Annotated in this window: 15 protein-coding genes; 8 read left to right on the top strand and 7 right to left on the bottom strand. The window is 52.1% G+C overall.

The features are described 5' to 3' along the window. Nucleotides 1-216 precede the first annotated feature (216 nt). The 3 genes from C7W93_RS12255 to C7W93_RS12245 form a co-directional block, all read right to left on the bottom strand. Complete coding sequence (locus C7W93_RS12255; protein ID WP_108440256.1) at nucleotides 217-3,114, bottom strand: LuxR C-terminal-related transcriptional regulator; 2,898 nt, start codon at nucleotides 3,112-3,114, stop codon at nucleotides 217-219. Between the two features lie 420 nt (nucleotides 3,115-3,534). Next, a complete protein-coding gene (locus C7W93_RS12250; RefSeq protein ID WP_108440255.1) occupies nucleotides 3,535-4,365 on the bottom strand; it encodes an OmpW family protein in 831 nt (276 codons plus the stop codon). A gap of 158 nt (nucleotides 4,366-4,523) precedes the next feature. Next, nucleotides 4,524-5,681 carry a collagen-like triple helix repeat-containing protein gene (locus C7W93_RS12245; protein WP_108440254.1) on the bottom strand — a complete coding sequence of 386 codons (1,158 nt, stop codon included), beginning with the start codon at nucleotides 5,679-5,681 and terminating at the stop codon, nucleotides 4,524-4,526. A 403-nt stretch (nucleotides 5,682-6,084) separates the two neighbouring features. On the opposite strand from C7W93_RS12245, the gene C7W93_RS12240 reads away from it, so the two are divergent. The 8 genes from C7W93_RS12240 to trpS all read left to right on the top strand — a co-directional run bounded on the left by C7W93_RS12240 (nucleotide 6,085) and on the right by trpS (nucleotide 14,229). Then, nucleotides 6,085-6,897 carry a FadR/GntR family transcriptional regulator gene (locus C7W93_RS12240; protein ID WP_108440253.1) on the top strand — a complete coding sequence of 271 codons (813 nt, stop codon included), beginning with the start codon at nucleotides 6,085-6,087 and terminating at the stop codon, nucleotides 6,895-6,897. A 37-nt stretch (nucleotides 6,898-6,934) separates the two neighbouring features. Then, nucleotides 6,935-7,825 (top strand): L-threonate dehydrogenase, encoded by an 891-nt coding sequence (ltnD, locus tag C7W93_RS12235; RefSeq protein WP_108440252.1) that lies wholly within the window; start codon nucleotides 6,935-6,937, stop codon nucleotides 7,823-7,825. Nucleotides 7,826-7,829: 4 nt separating this feature from the next. Next, entirely contained in the window at nucleotides 7,830-9,131 is a 1,302-nt protein-coding gene (gene otnK / locus C7W93_RS12230) for a 3-oxo-tetronate kinase (RefSeq protein WP_108440251.1), read from the top strand. Further along, nucleotides 9,128-9,790, top strand: coding sequence for an aldolase (locus C7W93_RS12225; protein WP_108440250.1), 663 nt, complete (start codon nucleotides 9,128-9,130; stop codon nucleotides 9,788-9,790). The genes otnK and C7W93_RS12225 overlap by 4 nt, the downstream gene beginning before the upstream one ends. 50 nt (nucleotides 9,791-9,840) lie before the next feature. Next, nucleotides 9,841-11,181 (top strand): MFS transporter, encoded by a 1,341-nt coding sequence (locus C7W93_RS12220; protein WP_108440249.1) that lies wholly within the window; start codon nucleotides 9,841-9,843, stop codon nucleotides 11,179-11,181. 56 nt (nucleotides 11,182-11,237) lie between these two features. Continuing rightward, nucleotides 11,238-12,026: a 2-oxo-tetronate isomerase gene (otnI, locus tag C7W93_RS12215; RefSeq protein ID WP_108440248.1), complete on the top strand. Its 789-nt coding sequence runs from the start codon at nucleotides 11,238-11,240 to the stop codon at nucleotides 12,024-12,026. Between the two features lie 123 nt (nucleotides 12,027-12,149). Further along, on the top strand, nucleotides 12,150-13,127 hold the full coding sequence (denD, locus tag C7W93_RS12210) for a D-erythronate dehydrogenase (RefSeq protein ID WP_108440247.1): 978 nt from the start codon (nucleotides 12,150-12,152) through the stop codon (nucleotides 13,125-13,127). A gap of 79 nt (nucleotides 13,128-13,206) precedes the next feature. Beyond that, nucleotides 13,207-14,229: a tryptophan--tRNA ligase gene (gene trpS / locus C7W93_RS12205; protein WP_108440246.1), complete on the top strand. Its 1,023-nt coding sequence runs from the start codon at nucleotides 13,207-13,209 to the stop codon at nucleotides 14,227-14,229. A 90-nt stretch (nucleotides 14,230-14,319) separates the two neighbouring features. Here trpS and C7W93_RS12200 read toward each other — a convergent pair whose 3' ends face one another. From C7W93_RS12200 to C7W93_RS12185, 4 genes are read right to left on the bottom strand one after another with little or no spacing between them, the layout of a single operon-like run. Further along, nucleotides 14,320-15,216 (bottom strand): efflux RND transporter periplasmic adaptor subunit, encoded by an 897-nt coding sequence (locus tag C7W93_RS12200; RefSeq protein WP_108440245.1) that lies wholly within the window; start codon nucleotides 15,214-15,216, stop codon nucleotides 14,320-14,322. A gap of 7 nt (nucleotides 15,217-15,223) precedes the next feature. Further along, on the bottom strand, nucleotides 15,224-15,427 hold the full coding sequence (locus C7W93_RS12195; protein WP_108440244.1) for a DUF1656 domain-containing protein: 204 nt from the start codon (nucleotides 15,425-15,427) through the stop codon (nucleotides 15,224-15,226). Further along, the gene (locus C7W93_RS12190) at nucleotides 15,417-17,645 is read right to left on the bottom strand and encodes an FUSC family protein (RefSeq protein ID WP_108440243.1); all 2,229 of its coding nucleotides are present in this window, start codon (nucleotides 17,643-17,645) and stop codon (nucleotides 15,417-15,419) included. Before C7W93_RS12190 ends, C7W93_RS12195 begins: the two co-directional genes overlap by 11 nt. A gap of 30 nt (nucleotides 17,646-17,675) precedes the next feature. After that, a complete protein-coding gene (locus C7W93_RS12185; protein WP_161539924.1) occupies nucleotides 17,676-19,310 on the bottom strand; it encodes a TolC family protein in 1,635 nt (544 codons plus the stop codon). Nucleotides 19,311-19,475 lie beyond the last annotated feature (165 nt).

Here is a 19,475-nt window from a genome sequence, read left to right as displayed (position 1 = left end):
CAATCTGATATACAAGATTGATGAACAAAATTCACCAAGATGGGATGACGGATTCTGGGAATGTTCGCAAAAGGGGAGCGTGCTCCCTGTTTTGGTGTGATGAGAAGATCGCTATTTGCTTTTGGGAAATAAATTATTAGCTGTAAAGAGCAATAGTGAGGAAGGCCCGGATTGAAGAGATTTTGCTAGATTTATCCGTCTAGAAAATCCTCATAATCAACGAATAATGGCGCGTTTTCGGGCAATCGCGATGGCTTCGGTGCGGTTGTGAACTTCGAGCTTCAAATTGATATTGCGCAGATGTGCGCGGACGGTGGTGACGGAGACGAAAAGCTTTTCAGCGATGATTTGATTGCCATAACCTTGGGCTAGCAGTTGTAATACATCGCGTTCGCGGTCGGTGACTTCGTTGTTGCCCGCATTGCGAGGGCGGCTAGTTTGTTCCGGCGGTGGGGATGGGAAGTGTTTCGGTACGATCTTGTGCGTTTCTTTATAGGCGTCGCATATTTTTCTTGCGAACAATATCAGCTCTGCTGAGATGTGTGGGCTACCAGAACCGCCATCCAATGCTTGCGGCAGGGCATTTTTTGATAGGCGCTGGCTGTCATCCAGAAATTCTTCAATCAATCCAATCAGCTCTGGGCCTTCGTCCAAAAAGATACGCGTAAATGTTTCCGACAGCGCTTCTTGCAGGGCTTCGGCAATGGTCCTCAGCGCCAGATTGCGCTGGCCTGCATGGGTCAGCGCCAGCGCATAGACTACTTTAGTGCGCAGGGCGTAGCGCATGCGACCACGGCGATAGGCGTCTTGCAAATGCTCTTTGAGTAAAGGCAATGCAACTGCCGCTTGATTACACTGAATTTTCAGTCGCATCAGTGCCAGCGTCGGACTATCGATATCATTTGCGATTGGTTGAAAATCGCGATGGTCGCTGGGGATTGCAGTCGGAATTAATGCCAGCAACTCTTTTGCAGCGACCAGATCGCCATCGAGCAGAGCGCCGCGTGCGCGTTCGATTCGCGCCATATTTACGATCCGTGAAAGTCCGCGCTGCAAGCCAAGATGTTCCATATCGAACAGCGCCTGCAACGCGTCATTACTGTTTCCTTCGGCCCTTAAAATGCGCGCATAAATGACGTGACTACTGATCACGTGGTCAGGAACGCCGGCCTCTTTCACCAGCGGCAAATACATTTTCAATAGACGTTTGGCTTTATCCAGTGCCCCGGTTTCATAGTAAATTTCGGCCAGATAAATACTAGAAAAACCGCTGTCTGCCGCATGTCTGGCGATGCCCTGTGTCGGTTGTTCGCCGATTAACATATGCAAGCGCGCAGCCGCCGAACGAAATTTTCCTTGCAGCATATCCAGCATGCTATTCATATAGCCCGCCACTGCATCGCCAAACAGAGATCTGGTATTAGCGCACTGGCGGGGTACGCGATCAAGCGCTTGGCGTGCTTCTTGATAACGGCCGATGGTGGCGTAGTAATAAGCGCAACCAATCAGTAACATGGTGTGTAAAAAGGGGCCGTATTCAGCGTTTTCGAGTAAATGTGCGCCTTCCCATATCGGGGCGGTTTCCTCAATGCGATCCAGCATGACCAGACTAAAAGTACGTAATGCCATCGACGCCGGATAGGACAGGAAAACGTCAGGGTCAAGTACCGACGCGTCTGCGCTATCGTGAATGCTTCCTTTGTTTTTATTGTCGATGGCTTCCACCAACGCCAACGCTTCGGCGCTGCGGTTGGTGTGGATCAACACCCATGCGTAGACAAAAATTAATTTTGGCTTACTTTCGAGACTGGTCCGTTTCAACGAGTCGAACCAGCGCGCCAATAAACGCACGCGGCCTTGCAATAATAACGATTCGGCTTTTTTCTCTAATAACGCCAGCACTAGTACATCATCTCCGGCGGCGACGGCGTGATCGATTGCCCGTATCGGCCGGTCTTGTTCCAGATACCAGTTGGCAGCGCGACGATGTAACGATTGCGATAAACCGGGATAGCGCTGCTCTAGTTGGGCGCGTAAAAACGTGGCGAACAGCGGGTGATAACTAAACCAATGGCGTTGATCATCCAGCGGCGTGATAAACATATTGGATCGTTCGCATTCATCCAGCAATTGCTGGCTATCCTGACGGCCCGTCACGGCGTTACAGCTTTCGACGCAAAATTGATGCAGGATGCTGGTTTGCAAAATGAATTCTTGCAAATATTGCGGTTTCCGCGACAGCACATCTTCTGCCAGATACGAGGCGATGGTGCTATTCAATCCAGAAAACGTTTTTACAAATTGGCGAGGGTCGGGATTGTTTTCAAGTGCCAGCGAAGACAGCCACAGCGCTGCCGCCCAGCCATCCGTGACTTCGTGTAGTTTTCGATATTCCTGATCGGTCAGCGCTAATTGACGCTTGTCGCGCAGAAATTCGGTGGTCTCTTGCAGACTAAACCGCAGATGCGTGGCGTCACATTCGAGTAACTGCTGGCGGGCGCGTAAGCGGGCCAGATTCAATAGGGGTTTCTCGCGTGATCCGATAATAATTTGCTGCCCGACGCCCAATGTTTCGATAGCCTGCTGAATCAGCGATAGCACAGCTGGGCTATGTAAGTTCTCGAATTCGTCAAGAATCAGCACGAACGGCAACGCAGTTGCAATGATGGTGTCCATCAGACCGGATCGCAGTTGGTCGTGCGGATGAGCGGCGGTATCGATCTGAATCGCGTCAGAAAAACCATCGCCAGCGCACATTTTTTGCAATGCCTGTGCGAGATTCTGAATCAGTTGATCCAAGTCGTTTTCACCGCTATCCAGCGTTAACCAGGCGACCGCCTTACCGTCGGCAATCAGTAAATCATGTAGCGAGCGTAATAGCGTGGTTTTACCAAATCCGGCAGGCGCGGTGATCATCATCAGCTTCGCGCCATCGGCATCCAGCATGCGCGCAATGACTTGCTGACGCGTGACTAGATGGAGAGTATTTAATGGCGGACTATATTTGGATGGCGGAGAACGACGAAGTGTGGATTTCTTGACGCTGTTTTTGGCAGAGGCGGTGACATCAATTTGCTGAGGGACGGTATCGTCTACGGGCGTCGCTTTTTTCATTCTGCCTTCTCACTTCTGTCATTACAGATCTATAGTCGCGCTATTAATAATGAGCGCGGGCAACGGCTCGCCACTGTTTCTCACCACTGCTTTTGCAGGGTTTGTCGGCTGGTTCCATGCCACTACGAATTTCCAGGAGTTTGTTGGGATTCTATAGCAAAATTTCTATAACGAAATCATTTCAACATTAACCAATTATTCTAAATTAATTATTAAAAATGCATTAAATGTAGGGTTTCACGACACATTGGCGCGGAATATCACTTTTTTCGGGATGATTTTTTTGGTGTTTATTCGGAGAAATAATCTGGAGCGAAAAGGCTTAACGGCGGCTGAAAACGACGGAGTGTTGTTTTCTAGCGCGATACTGCGGGTTGGGGCTTACGTCCCTGTCGATTTGCGACAGGGACTGCATAGCGTTTAAAACTTATAGCCGATCGTTACGTTGGTAGCAATTGCAGGAATATTAAGGCGTGCGGTACTAGTCAGCACGGTGTCACCGTTTTTGTCTTTAACCGTAATAATCGAATCGGTTTTTAATGGCAGATACGTTACGCCGATATTGCCCGACCATTTATCGTCGAATGCAATATTTAATCCGCCATTAATGACGGGCCGAAATGACGCCGTCGCTTTAGCCTGAACCGTGGTGGCATTGCTGCCGGTTGAGATAAATGCCAGATAACCGCCGGTATTTTTCAAATCCCGCGTGAAGTTATCGTTTAGTTTGACGTGAGTAAAGAAGTTATAGCTGACACCAGCGCCAAGATAAGGACGGAAAGTGGCATTTGGTTCACGGAAGTAATACTGAAAAATCATCGTCGGACTCCATTGCAACACGCTTGCTAATGGATTATTACCGGATTTGTCTAATACAACCGGAGGAACGGCCGCGCCTAATACGCCGGGTGTTGTGACTGTGCCGCTGCCATAAATATCAAATCTCGGCGGTAATCCAGCAACGCTGGTAACGGCGATATGGTCGGTAAAAAAATGCGTAACCGTCAATAGCGGTGTAACCGCATTGCCGACTTTCAGATTGGTCCCCGGTGAATCGAAATGCTGCGGCAATAATGTTGTTTGTGTCAGTAGCGATACGCCCAGATCGGTATGCAAAGGTTTGCTGCTGCTGTTTTGATTGTTAATGTATAAGCCGCCGACGTTGACGACTGTATCGCCAGCTTTTTGCGCTGCTGCCATACTTGATACTAAACTGAGGGAAAGCGCAGCAATGCAAGGATTTACTCTCATTTTTATTGTCTCCTGTTGAAGCTTTTTTATTGTTGTTCACTAGCTGTTAAGGCTAGATATTCAAATCATATTTTTAAATCGATAAAAACCTATGCTGCAAAGATCGACAGCCCTTGGCTGCTGTCAGACCTTGCAACATAGTAATCGGTTAAAAATACTTAATGTGTTCTGCCGCCCATCGTGCCCAGATTTCCCAGTAATCCGGTGAGTGGTGTCAGAGGACTGCTGGCAGATCCAGAGCCAGATGCACTGGCTGAGCCGGATGCGCCGGAAATGAGACCAGTCACTGGCGCAAGTGGGCTGCTGCCTGCAGTCGACCCGGACGCGGACGCGTTAGCCAAAAGGCCCGTGATCGGTGCCAGTGGACTTGCACCGCTACTGCCAGTCCCGCCAACTGAAGATAGTGAAGACAAGGACGATAGCGACGGCAGTGCCGCAAGCGGGCTGGTAGATGGACTGCCGGATGCGCTGTCAGACGTCAACAAGCCGGATGTGCTGGTCACAACGCCCCCAACCGTGGTGACAATCCCACCGACGTCTTTGGCCAGAACGTTGCTGGAGCTGCCCCCAACTTGGGTCCCGGCGCTGCTGATGCCGTTGCCGATCGTCGCTAACAGGCCAGAGACTGGCTGACCCAAACCGGTGGTTTGACCGATGGTTTGCGTGGTGTCGGTCACAGTGGTAATCGTTGGTACGATAGCGGTGCTGAGCGATTGCGTTACCTGTTGGACCGGACCGATAGCAAGCGACAGCGCCGCCAGCTGACCAGCGCTGTCGATCGATACGCCAGCGCTACTCAGCGCCGATCCAATCGGTGTCGTGAGCGGGCTGAGCGGTTGCAGCGGACTGCCGGTAGCACCGAGATCGGTCACAAGCTGCCCGGCACTGCCGACAGTGATGCCAGTTTTAGAAATTACCGTCCCGGTACTGGCCACGGTGGTGCCGATCGGATTTGGATTGCTGCCCATTTTCCCCAACCCGCTGCTGATGCCATCACCCAATGCAGTGACGATCTGGCCGCCATTAGTGACGGTGGTGCCGAGGTCTTGCTGGCTAGTGGCGACGCCGGGGATTGGCAATGGCGTGTTGGAAATCAGTCCGCCTGCGTCAGAAACGGTGTTTCCGGTCTGGCTGACGACGTTTCCAGTTGCTGCTACCGTGCCTGCCGATGCTGTCGGCGTGCCGTTGCTACTCGCGGCTGGGTTGGTACTGCCGCTGCCTGCACCCGCGCTGCTGCAACCGGCCAATGTCAAGGTCGCGGCGGCACAGCTCATTGCGCAGGTAAGCATGATGAATTTTTTAGAAAGTAATGGCATTTTGTCTCCTTTTTTGTTTATCAGATCCGCTAATGCGTTAAATCTGAGTCTGAAAACTCCTGCGTGACGCTATCGCTCACAGCTGCGGAGTGTGGCCCGTTGATATTGGTTTCAAGGTGGCCATAGTCTTACTAGTTCATGTCAATTTATTAAGCCTCTCGGTACATTTTGGCAATCACGCGCCAGATAATCGATTTCATTCAATGTACCGATGAATATTGCCGGAGAGTATCGTCCGATCGGACTATATTGCAGATGACTTTTTAGCATTAACGTTTTGCAGGAAACGCAGGCGAGTGTGCCGATGCAGCAAAAATAATTTAGGCCGACGCTTGATTTTTATTCAAAGTCATATGATGATATGGTCACATTACGAAAATTAAAATGCTGTAATCGAGACAAAATGTTCAAAAAACTAGCTGCCAACCGTGCATCGCTCAGCGACACCGTTGCGCAAGAATTACTCCAAAAAATTGAAAGTGGCGAGTACGGCCCTGGCGCAAAGCTGCCTACCGAGCCTGTCCTCTCTGAAGAATATGGCGTCTCTCGCACCGTCGTGCGGGAGGCGATTTCGCGTCTGAAGAATGAAGGTGCGGTTGAGCCGCGCCAAGGCAGCGGTGTGTACGTCAGCGAGCAAGGTCATTTGCGGCCGCTGCGGATTCAGTTCGACGAAGCATCGTCGGCCGACGCCGTTCTTCAAATCGTCGAATTACGGCGCGCGATTGATGCAGAGGTCGCCGCGCTGGCAGCGACGCGCCGTACGCCGCGTCAATTAAAGGCGATTGAAAGCGCGCTGCGCGGGATTGAAGCAGATGTCGTTGCTGGTGGCGATGGCGTCAAGGCCGATGTGCTGTTTCATCGCAGCATTGCTGACGCCACAGGCAATCCCTTTTTATTGCAAACGTTGGCATTCTTAAATCAATATCTGGAAGCCGCCACCAAAGTCACGCGTACCAACGAAGCACGCCGTGGTGATTTTATGCGTCAGGTGTACGAAGAACATGCCGCTATCGCTGCCGCGATAGCGGCTGGTGACGCGCTCAGTGCGCGCAATGCAGCCCAGACTCACATGTTTAACGCTGCGCGCCGGATGTCGCGGGGCGTAGCAGAATCGGCTCCCAAAGTTGTTGCCGTCAAGAAAACGACGGCTAAAAGTACGCGTGCCTCCAAGCTGAAAAAAGCTGTTGATGCTGCGTCATCGTGCGCTGGCGACTAATTACAGCCTTACATAAATTAAAAAAACAGGATAAATAATGACCATCAACGTAGGTGTTATCGGCCTTGGTGCCATGGGTTTGGGCGTTGCCCGTTCGTTGTTACGCGCAGGTATCGCCACCCACGCGTGCGATCTGCGACCAGCGGTTTTGGCGCAGTTTGCCAGCGAAGGCGGGCAGGCCCATGACACGCCAGCTGCGCTTGGTGCCGTCTGTGACGTTGTCATCACGGTGGTGGTCAATGCAGCGCAAACCGAGCAAGTGTTATTCGGTGAAAACGGCGCTGCTGCCAGGATGAAACCGGGCAGTCTGGTCATCGCCAGCGCAACGGTTGCGCCAGATTTCGCCGTGACACTGGGCGCACGATTGGCTGCGCAACAATTGCTAATGCTAGATGGTCCATTGTCTGGCGGCGCTGCCCGCGCTAATGCTGGTGAAATGACGATGATGACGTCAGGACCTGCGGATGCGTATGCCAAAGCAGAGCCGGTTTTGGCTGCGATTGCAGGAAAAGTTTACCGACTTGGCGATGCGCACGGCGTTGGTTCGAAGGTGAAAGTAATCAATCAATTACTGGCGGGCGTACACATCGCCGCCGCCGCTGAAGCGATGGCGCTGGGGATGCGCGAAGGCGTTGATCCGGACGCGTTATATGAAGTCATCACCAACAGTGCAGGTAATTCGTGGATGTTTGAAAATCGCGTGCCACATATTCTGAAAGCTGACTATACCCCGCTGTCAGCCGTGGATATTTTCGTCAAGGATTTGGGATTGGTTCTGGATACCGCACGTGCCAGCAAGTTTCCATTGCCGTTGTCGGCGGCGGCGCATCAAATGTTCATGATGGCTTCTACCGCAGGCTATGGCGGCGAAGACGATTCCGCCGTGATTAAAATTTTCCCCGGCATAACCTTGCCGGCGGCGGAGTAATCAGATGTCGATTTCAGTTAACCCACAAACAAAGCCGCTGCTAGGGTGCATCGCCGACGATTTTACCGGAGCAACCGACCTTGCTAACATGTTGGTACGCGAAGGTATGCGCACTGTGCAGACAATCGGAATTCCAGAGTGCGCGCCGACCGACGTTGACGCCATCGTGGTCGCGCTAAAGTCGCGCACGATTCCTGCTACTGAAGCAGTGGCCGAATCATTGGCGGCATTGGCATGGTTGCAGCAACAAGGATGCCAACAATTTTTCTTCAAATATTGTTCCACTTTCGATTCAACTGCAGCAGGCAACATCGGTCAGGTGACCGATGCTTTGCTAGCCGCATTGGGGGCAGATTTCACGATCGCCTGTCCGGTATTTCCGGAAACTGGCCGTACCTTATATCGCGGTCATCTGTTTATCCAAAATCAATTGCTTAACGAGTCAGGGATGCAAAATCATCCTTTGACGCCGATGACAGACGCCAATCTGGTGCGGGTACTGCAACAGCAAACATCTGGCAAAGTCGGTTTGGTGGGGTATCCCGTGGTGGCGCAAGGGGCCGAGGCTATTCAGACAGAAATCGCCGCGCTACGTCAGCAAGGTGTGCGCATGGCGATTGTCGATGCGCTGGAAAATGCCGATTTGTATGCGATTGGTGCTGCTTGTGCAGGATTGCCGCTGGTGACAGGCGGTTCTGGTATTGCGTTGGGATTGCCCGGTAATTTTATTCGTGCTGGTTTATTAAACCCGTCAGAAAATGCACCGGCAAACACGTTGCCAGCGGTTGAAGGTTGGTCGGCGGTGTTAGCTGGCAGCGCATCGCTGGCTACCAATGGGCAAGTCGCGCACTGGAAAGAAAACCATCCGGCCTTCCGCATTGATGCATTAGCCGTCGCCCGTGGTGAGCCGGTTGTTGCCAACGCGTTGGCCTTTGCCTCACAACATTTAGCTACACAAGCATCGCTGATTTACGCTACGACCACGTCTGACGAAGTCAAGCAGGTACAAGCCACGCTAGGCGTAGAGCGCGCTGGCGCATTGATTGAAGATACGCTGGCCGAAATTGCTCGCGGTCTGTTCGCCCTGGGCGTGCGGCGCTTCGTGATTGCGGGGGGCGAAACTTCTGGCGCAGTGGTGCAGGCGCTCAATGTTAAGGCGTTACGCATCGGCAAGCAGATTGATCCCGGCGTTCCCGCGACGACTTCAATCGGCGAGACGCCGGTGGCGTTGGCGCTCAAATCTGGTAACTTCGGCGCGGTCGATTTCTTTGAAAAAGCGTTGCGCCAATTGGGCGATGCGCGATGAGTACAACGACTCATTCGACGTCTCTGAAAGAAACGGCTTTGCGCGAGGAAATATGTCGTGTTGGGGCGAGTTTGTTTCAACGTAATTACACGGTCGGCTCATCCGGCAATATCAGCGCGAGGCTAGAAGATGGTTGGCTGATTACGCCGACCGATGCCTGTCTGGGATTGCTGGATCCGGCCAGAATTGCCAAAGTTGATGCCAGCGGCAAATGGATTAGCGGCGATAAGCCATCCAAGACACTGACGCTGCATCGCGCGGTCTACGACAACAATTCGTCCGCCCAATCGGTACTGCATATGCACTCGACCAATCTGGTCGCGCTGACCTTGGCCGGGGTCTGGAGCAAAGACGACGTATTGCCGCCGATTACGCCTTATCAGGTAATGAAAGTCGGCCATATTCCGTTGATTCCGTATTGCCTTCCCGGTCATGCCAGCGTTGCTGAACAAGTCAGTTTATTGGCGAACTCAGTACGCGGTGTTTTGCTGGAAAGGTTGGGGCCGGTGGTATGGCATCAAAGTATTGCGCAAGCCGCTTATGTATTGGAAGAGTTAGAAGAAACAGCGCGCTTGTGGATGATGTTGCAGGACAAACCGGCGGCGCTTAGCGTTGCCGAGATTGAAGCGTTGTGTAAGACGTTCGGCGTGCGCTGGTAAAAAGTGCGCTGTTCAATTATTAATCAATAAAATCAAAAGACGGAGATAAGATGTCATCAACAATTAGTCCGGGGCAGAACCGCGCCAATTCCGGTCAGCCAACAGGCGCAAACAAGCATCCTATCGATGCCGACGGCTTGTATAAAAAAGTATTCTGGCGCTTCGTGCCATTCATCATGCTGTGCTACGTGATCGCTTATCTGGATCGCGTGAATATCGGTTTTGCCAAGCTGCAAATGTCGGTCGATCTGGGTTTTAGTGAAACCGTTTTCGGTCTGGGCGCAGGAATTTTTTTCCTTGGTTATTTTTTATTTGAATTACCTAGTAATTTGATCATGAATCGCGTCGGTGCAAAGCTCTGGATCGCCCGAATCATGATTACCTGGGGATTGTTATCAGCATGTTTTGTGTGGGTGCAAACACCGACGCAATTTTATGTTTTGCGGTTTCTGCTGGGTTTGGCAGAAGCGGGATTTTATCCCGGGATCATTCTTTATCTGACGTACTGGTTCCCTTCGCATCGCCGCGCTAAAGTTGTCGCGACGTTTATGGCGGCGATTCCGTTATCCGGCATTTTCGGCAACCCGTTATCGGGCTGGATTATCCAGACATTTAACGGTACCAGCGGCTGGCACGGCTGGCAATGGATGTTCGTGATTGAGGCGATTCCGGCAGTGATTATTGGCGTTGCTGTTCTGTTCGTGATGGATAACAGTATCCGTAAGGCGAAGTGGCTAACCGAAGCAGAAAAAGACTTTCTTGAAGCCGCCATCGTTGCCGATCAGAAAGATAAAGTCAGCCCGACATCGACCGCCGGTGTATTCAAAGATGCGCGTATCTGGCACATGTGTCTGATCTATTTCTGTATCGTCATGGGTCAGTATGGCTTGACGTTTTGGTTGCCGACGTTGGTGAAGGCATCCGGCGTTGAAGGTGCACTCAACATCGGTCTGATCAGTGCGATTCCGTTTTTATGTGCGGTCTTCGCGATGATTTTAATCGGTCGCCGTTCGGATCGTTTGCGTGAACGTCGTTGGCATTTGATGATTCCAGCGTTGCTGGGCGCGGTCGGATTTGTCGTGTCGGCGCTTGCTGCGGATAACACTGTTATCGCTATCACTTTCCTGTCACTGGCAGCGATGGGTGTGTTGACCTGCTCACCTTTGTTCTGGTCATTACCAACTGCATTTTTGTCCGGCACAGCGGCCGCTGCCGGTATCGCGGTGATTAATTCGGTCGGGAATCTGGCTGGATTCGTTAGCCCGTTTTTGGTAGGCTGGCTGAAAGATACGACTCACAGCAATGAAAGCGGCATGTTTATGCTGGCCGGAATGTTAGTGATCGGGGCATTTGCTATTTCGCGGACTTCAGCGAAAATGGTGAATAAATAGTTATCCGACAATCGGCAGCTTTTAAGTTGCCGAAGTCATTATTGAGGAGTTTGGCGATGCCACGTTTTGCTGCAAATCTAACGATGATGTACACCGAATATGCTTTTCTTGATCGCTTTGAAGCGGCAGCTAAAGATGGATTCAAGGCGGTTGAGTTTCTGTTTCCGTATGAGTATCCGGCGATTGAATTGAAAGCGCGTTTGCAAGGCAACGGTCTGACGCAGGCGTTGTTCAATGCGCCGCCAGGAGATTGGGCTGGAGGTGAGCGCGGTATTGCGTCACTGCCGGGGCGCGAAGAAGAATTCAAACGTAGTATTGATCTTGCGCTGGAGTATGCTAGGGTACTTGGCAATGATAAGTTGCATGTTATGGCTGGTCTGATTCAGCCGGACCAGGATCGTGCGCGGCACCGTGCGGTGTATTTGGAGAATCTGGCGTACGCGGCGGGGCGGATTGCTGCGGATGATATTACGCTGGTGATCGAGCCGATTAATACACGTGATATTCCGGGATTTTTTTTGAATCGCCAGGATGATGCGCAGGGGATTTGCGCTGAGGTTGGAGTGGATAATTTGCAAGTGCAGTTTGATTTGTATCATTGTCAGATTGTTGAGGGGGATCTCGCGGTTAAGCTAAAGCGCGATATGGTGCGGATGCATGGCGGGATTGGACATATTCAGATTGCGGGGGTGCCGGATCGGCATGAGCCGGATTTGGGCGAGATTAATTATGGCTATTTGTTTGAGTTGATTGATCAGTTGGGTTATGAGGGGTGGGTTGGGTGTGAGTATCGGCCTAAGGGGCGGACTTCTGATGGGTTAGGGTGGATGAGGGAATGGGTTTGAGTTAGTTCAATTGCCAACAAACGAAATCAGCACGAACCCCATCTAACAATCCCTCTGACCCGAATCAGACAAAATACGGCAACAAGTTAAACAGAATTCAATAAACTTTTAGAAGAGAATCCCATGCAAGTAGTCATCACTGGCGGAGCCGGATTTTTAGGTCAACGCCTGGCACGCCAGCTATTAAAGCAAGGCACCCTACCCGACAACAACGGTCAAATCCAAACCATCACTAAAATTGTATTGGTCGATATCGTAGCCGCGACCGGCTTCACCGACCCCCGTATCCATCAAATCACCGGCGACATAGCCGATAGCAAGTTACTAGAACTCGCCATCACCCCAGAAACCGTAGCAATATTCCACCTGGCCGCTATCGTCAGCGGCCAAGCCGAAACCGACTTCGAACTCGGCATGCGCATCAACCTGGAAGCCGCAAGATTGCTATTAGAACGCTGCCGCCAATGCGCCCACCGTCCCCGGGTAATATTCACCAGCTCCGTAGCAGTCTTCGGCGGCGAACTACCGCCAGTCGTACAAGACAACACCGCCCTAAACCCCCAGTCATCCTACGGCGCACAAAAAGCCATTGCAGAGTTACTGTTAAACGATTACAGCCGCAAAGGCTACGTCGACGGCCGCGTCCTACGCCTCCCCACCATCAGCGTCCGCCCCGGCAAACCAAACAAAGCCGCCTCATCGTTCGCCAGCGGCATCATCCGCGAGCCACTCAGCGGCGAATCCGCAATCTGTCCAGTCGGCCCAGACGTCAAACTCTGGCTGTTATCGCCCCGCAAAGTCATCGCCTGCCTGATTCACGGCTACACCCTCACCGCCGAAGCATTAGGCAAAAGCCGCACCATCAATTTACCCGGCGTATCAGTCACAGTCGGCGAAATGGTGGCCGCCCTCGAACGCGTAGCCGGTGCCGAAGTCGCCAACCGCGTTGAATGGCAGCACGATCCAGCGATCGACCGAATTATCTCCAGCTGGCCTGGCGCATGGGACGCCAAGCGTGCAAACGCACTCGGCTTTACCAGCGACGCCAGTTTTGACGACATCGTACGTGCCTATATTGAGGACGATTTGCCAGCCGCCTGATGCGGTTAGAAGTGAATATTCTTCCGAATAATGGGGTTTACACGTTTATACTTCTTCATCGCGATTAAGGTGTATCCCCATGAATTCATTAGCAACGTCTAGTACTTCCCCCGTTATTCTGACCGGCGACCGTCCTACCGGACCTCTCCATCTCGGTCATTTCGTTGGCAGCCTGCGCAATCGCGTCGCCTACCAAAGCACCTATCAACAATTCATTATGCTGGCCGACGCGCAAGCGCTGACCGACAATATGGACGACACTGGCAAAGTGCATCGGAATGTTGTCGAAGTTGCGCTGGACTATCTGGCAGTCGGCATAGATCCGCTGCAATCGACGATCTTTATTCAGTCGCAAATCCCCGAGCTGGCCGAACTTACGTTTTACTATTTAAATCTCGTCACCGTAGCGCGCTTAGAGCGTAATCCCACCGTAAAAGAAGAAATTCGCTTACGTGGATTTGAGCGTGATATCCCCGCGGGATTTTTGACTTATCCCGCCAGTCAGGCAGCCGATATCACCGCATTCAAAGCGATATTAGTCCCAGTCGGCGAAGATCAAATCCCGATGATCGAGCAGACTAACGAAATCGTGCGCCGCTTCAATCGCGTGGCAGGACGTGAAATTCTGATCGAAGCGAAGGCTTTAGTACCAGAAATCGGCCGTCTGCCAGGAATTGACGGCAAAGCCAAAATGAGCAAATCGTTGGGTAATACCATCAATCTCGGTGCCAGCGCCGATGAGATTCGCGCAGCGGTAAAGAAAGTCTATACGGATCCCTTACATCTGCGGATTGAAGATCCGGGCCATCTTGAAGGGAATGTTGCCTTCCTCTATCTGGATGCATTCGATCCAGATCAAGCAGGCTTGGCGACATTGAAAGAACATTATGTACGCGGCGGTTTGGCTGACAGCATCGTTAAAGTGCGGCTAGAAGCTTGTTTGCAAGAACTGCTCGCTCCGATCCGCCTACGCCGCCAGCAGCTGGAAAGCGACCGTGGCTATATTCTGCAATTGCTAAAACAAGGCACAGAAAAAGCCCGAGCAGTTGCAGCGCAAACCACGGCAGAGGTTAAGTCGGCGCTGGGATTAAATTACTTTTAGGGTGTCAGCGTATCAGGAGTTACTCACCGCGCCATTGTTTGTTGGATGGGCGGTGAGGATTTGTCTGCGATTGAAAAGCGTATTTGTTGGCTAAAGCGTTTTTTCCTTCGTTGCAGCAGGTTTAATAACCACACTACAAGTCATCCCTGCCGCCAGCGTAATCCCTTCCGGCACATTATCAATATGAATCCGCACCGGCACGCGTTGCGCCAATCGTACCCAGTTAAAGCTAGGATTAACGTTCGCCAAGCCACTAGTGCCGGGCCCGTTATCACGATCAGTAATCCCGCGAGCGATGCTGTCAATATGACCCAACAGCAATTTATCGCTGCCAAGCAAGCGCATTTCAGCCTTATCCCCCACCTGCATTAACGGCAATTTATTCTCTTCAAAATAGCCATAAACCCAAAATGAACTAGCATCAATCACGGCCAGTTTAGGTACGCCTATTTGCGCAAAATCGCCAGCGTGCACGTTCAGGTTGGCAATCCAGCCATCGGCAGGTGCAAGCACTGAAGTGCGTTCCAGATTCAGTTTAGCCATATCGCGCGTGGCGAGCGCGGCCTGATACATGGCTTGCGCTGAGGATGCATCGGCACTGGAATTTTCGCGATTTTCATTTGAAATTACATCGCCATCCAGCATCGCGCGACGTGCGGCATCCCGTTGTTTCATGTTCAACGCTACGCGCCGCTGAGCGACCGTTGCATCGGCCTCTGCCAACGCCAGCGTGTAATGCGCCGGATCGATTTTCATCAATACGTCGCCTTTGTGGACGTAGGAGTTATCTTTTACCGGCACTTCAATGACACGTCCTGAAACATCGGCTGCGACGCTGATGACGTCTGCGCGGACTCTGCCGTCACGCGTCCATGGTGAATTCATATAGCGATCCCACAGAGCGCGCGTCAACCAAAAGGCTAGCGCAACGACGATCAGCGTGATCGCAATTTTCAGGAAAAGTTTAAAAGTAGTCGATGATTTCATAGAGGTCTCAAGCAGCGTGCAGCAATAAACCTGCGCCGCTAAAAATACAAAAAAATAGTGCAATTCGGAATAGACTTGGATGCCAGACATAGCGATACAAGCGCAAGCGGCTTAACAACCAATCAATGCCAAATTGTAAGATGACGCAGCCGACAAATACTAAAAGTAACGTCGGTATAAGTGCATCCAGAAATGCGATTTCACGCGGCATTGTAAATTCTCGTTGAAGGATTGTTGATGAGGGATTCCGGCGCGGTGTGCTCAAGTAATGAAGTACGAATCAGATGCAAGTTAGCCAGCACGGCAGCAGAATTTGGCATCGCTGGCGCTGCGCGGCAGGCAGTAATGGCGATCAACACTGCATCCAGCGTGATCTCCAGATTGCGCGCTTTTGAATGTGCATGCGAGAACAAATGGGCGATAGCCGCTACGCTGCGGTTGATCTCCTGATGCGCTGCCATACCGTCAGCGCTGATCATGTGGGCGTCATTGTTAAAAGGGGCGTTGGCGATACTAATATCGTCACGCAAGTGAATCACTGCGCGCCCAATTTCAAACACCGACAGTAACCACGCCATGACTTCTCGATCATCTTCGCTGGCAATGGAATGCGACATGGCAAAGCGCCCTACCAGATCGCGGGTGCCGCTTTCAAAACGTGCCAGCAAGCCGTTCAAAGGTTTGTTGCAACCGTTGACGACTTGGCGTCGCAGTGCACGCACCAAGCGGACTTTGGCCCAGCGACTATCTGCCGGATCAATGATCATATAGGTGGCCGCAGCGATAGCACAGCCGATCAAGCCGCCAACCATACCGTTCAAAAATCCCACGTAGTCAAACATATACACATTGCCGACCGCAGCATAAGACAAGAAAAATATCAGCAAACCTGCACCCATACCGGCATGTTTCGGCTGGGTTGTAAGCCACGTGCCGAACAGAATAAACGGTGCCAATGACAGGCATAACATTGTGAAGTCTTGCGCCCCCGGCTGGACATAGTAGGCGCAGACGAAACCCAATAACCCGCCGAGGGCGGCCCCCTGCATGAAGCCGATGATGGTTTTTGTGGGGGACGGCGCAGCCGCGAATAACGCGCTGGCTACTGTGGCGAATATCACCGCGTCGATACCGGATGGCCAGCCACTTTGCTGCCAGAACAGCATCGAGATGCAGAACCCGACGGCGGCCCGAAAAGCAGACATGACGACCAATACAGGGTCGGTGCGGTTGACGTAATGCGCGGTCAGCATAAGATCGTCGGGCAACGTGCTATCGCGATTGAGTACGGCGTTGTGTATGCGTGTGTAAAGTCGCAGTTCATCGGTGAAGCGCAGTAATAGCGCCGCGGCAGAGTCGAAATCCAGCAACGCGTCGCCATTGTGATTGGGGCCTAGCCGGAACATTTCGGTAATGCTGAGTTTCAGACCGCGTCGTAATGCGGCCAGTCTTTCTTGCAATTGCTGGCGACATTCCTGTAACTGAAAAGGAATATCGGCTTTGTCGGTTTTAAGGATGGTAACTATGGCGTTGTATTCCATCATGATCGCGTTGAAGGTATTAACTTTTCCCGAGCTTTGCAAGCGCAGAAAAAGCTGATCAAGCGAATGAAAAGTAGTGGATAACGTCATAAAGGCGGTATTCAACTGGCGCAAGTGGTCGCTTTGCAAGTGGCCTGTAGCGCTTTCAAATGTTGATGACGTGCGCAGGTTTTCCAGCGCGATGACTTCACCGATCAGGCGTAGCATCATGCTGTCGCGATCCGGTTGCGTGCGTTGAGATTGCCGAGTGCCTTTGTCGGCTTGCGCAAGTTGCACAAACTGCGAAAAATGCGCAAAACGTTTTCCGATGATGGCCAGCACGGTATCGGACAGGCGGGTTGGAAACAGCACATCACTGACGATGCCTGCGCATAGCAAGCCCAGCATAACTTCGCTGAGTCGCGTTGTAGCGATCTCAAAAGTCTGATCCGGTGCCAGCGCTGCGGGTAATCCCACGATGACCAACGTATAACCGGCCAGCACGAAGGCGTAGGATTGAAAGTTACGGAAAGTAATTGAGCCGGCGGTGCAGAGCGCCATCCAGCAAGCGCCGGCGATTAAAAATAGTCCCGGTTGTTGCGTAAAACACGCTGCCAAAATCAATGAGACGACGACCCCGACCAAGGTGCCCAAAAACCGATAAAAGCCTTTCGCCATCACCAGCCCGCTGCCGGGCTGCATGACGATCGTGACGGTGATCATGGCTGTGCCGGGCTTGGATAAATCGAACAGCATCGATAAGCCCATTGCCAGCAAAATTGCTAGCAACGTCTTAATCATGTGCAGCAAGTTGGGCGCTTGGGCGAACAGCCACGCACCGCTGCCATTTTTCAAACGGCGCAGCCAATCATTATCAGATGGCATTGTTTTCTGGATGAGTTCGCTCATGGCTGGAGATAGGTTTGCATGGGAGGATGCTTATTTAGCCGCTACGTTAGCCGCTGCTGGAGGATGCGGTAAATCATCTCCCAGACCGCCGCCGAGCGATTGCATCAGCTGCGCCCATGCATCCAGATACGCGGCCCGTGTTTGTGCGACTCTTTGCTGCTCTTGCAGAGTTGCCATTTGGGTTTGAATCACGTTCAGATAAGAAGTCAGGCCTGCTTTGAAACCGCGCTTCGCGAGTGAGGCTGATTTTTCTGCCAGCGCCATAGCGCGCTCTGACTGATTGCGCTGCAATTCTATCGATTTTAATTTGACGATTTGGTCAGCGACGCTTTGCAGCGATTGCAACAGCGTGTTGTTGTAAGTCTCAATGGCAGCGTCGAGGATGGCGGTTTGCGCACCGAGATTAGCGCGCAGGCGGCCGCCGTCAAAGATGGGTAAAGAAATCGCTGGCGCAAAGCCACGCACGGTCGAATCGCCGGTAAGAAAACGGCTTAAGCCAATCGACTCAAAACCGATAAAGGCGGAAATATTGATGTTCGGATAAAACCCTGCTTTGGCGACTGCAATATCTTTGGTCAATGACTCTACGCGCCAACGCTGGGCGATTACGTCGGGGCGGCGTCCAATTAAATTGGCGGGAATGTTATCGGGAAGTGCAATCGGCAACGCGGTGCTGCTCGCCAGCTGCTTTTCTGCAGAATGATCAGCGCCGTTTTCGGATACATTCGCAGCCATATTTTTAGCCAGGACAGGGCGTTGAATGGCGTCGCCTGCGGAGGGGCCTTGACCCGTTAGCGCGGCAATCTGATTACGCGACAGGGCGATGGCTTCGTTGATTTTTTCAATCGCGGCGCTGGTAGTCGGCAATGTCGTTTCAGCCTGACTGACTTCAAGCCCGGTGCCGATACCGGCATGCAGACGGCGTTGCGCAATGTTGACGATCGCTTGCTGCTGCGCCAGAGATGCCTCGGTAATATCTTTTAATACAAATTGGGTCGCCAGTTGCAGATAGCTGCGTACAACAGTGCCTTCCAGACTTAATTGCGCAGCGCGTGCCTCAGCCGCGCTGACGTGCACATTGTCGAGTGCAGCTTCTAGCGTATTGCGATCCTTGTCCCACAGATCGAGGTCATAACTGGCTTTGATGCGCGCATCGTTGCTCCAGTCCCAGCCGCCGCCTAATGGCGCAGGATATAAACCGTCGCTGGTGAACAATTCGCGCGTGAGCGATGCTTCTGCGCCGATTTTTGGCAGGGTTCCTGCCTCAGCGATACCCGCCATGGCGCTGGCCTGGCGAATCCGGGCTTGTGCGATCTTGATGGAGGGACTATCGGCGATTGCCTGCGCTACTAATTGGTTGAGTTGCGGGTCGCGATAGGCTTGCCACCACGTGACGGTCGGCCATTGCGCGTTAATCTGCGTGGCATCCATCGTTGCGCTGCTGTTCAAGATTCTGCCGTCGATTGTGTGACCGTCACTGAGTCGTGCTTGCGGATCGATCCCGGAAAAGCTGGCGCAACCATTCAGTAGCATCAACAGTAGAAGGAGGGCAAGAGGAGTGAAGTAGGTCGAAAAACGCATCAACCATGTTTGATGTGAAGTCGTCTTGATGGCGAAGCCTGAAGACAGGATGTTTTGTGGCAAAGTCAAAGCGAGGAGCCGCATGGTGAAGCCTAATTTGTTGTGTGTTGCAGCTGCGATGGGTGACCTGCAACGGATATGCTGCTTTTTTATTGTGCATAAGATGCTTTGCATAATAGCAAAACGCCACTCTCGGTGGCGTTTTGCTTATATGGCTTATAAGCACGACGTTTTTGCAAATTTAACCTA

It is taken from the genome of Glaciimonas sp. PCH181 (assembly GCF_003056055.1).
In the GTDB taxonomy this organism is placed as follows: Bacteria; Pseudomonadota; Gammaproteobacteria; order Burkholderiales; family Burkholderiaceae_D; genus Glaciimonas.
Note: the sequence above shows the minus strand (reverse complement) of the source record. Positions and strands in the feature narration are given on the sequence as shown.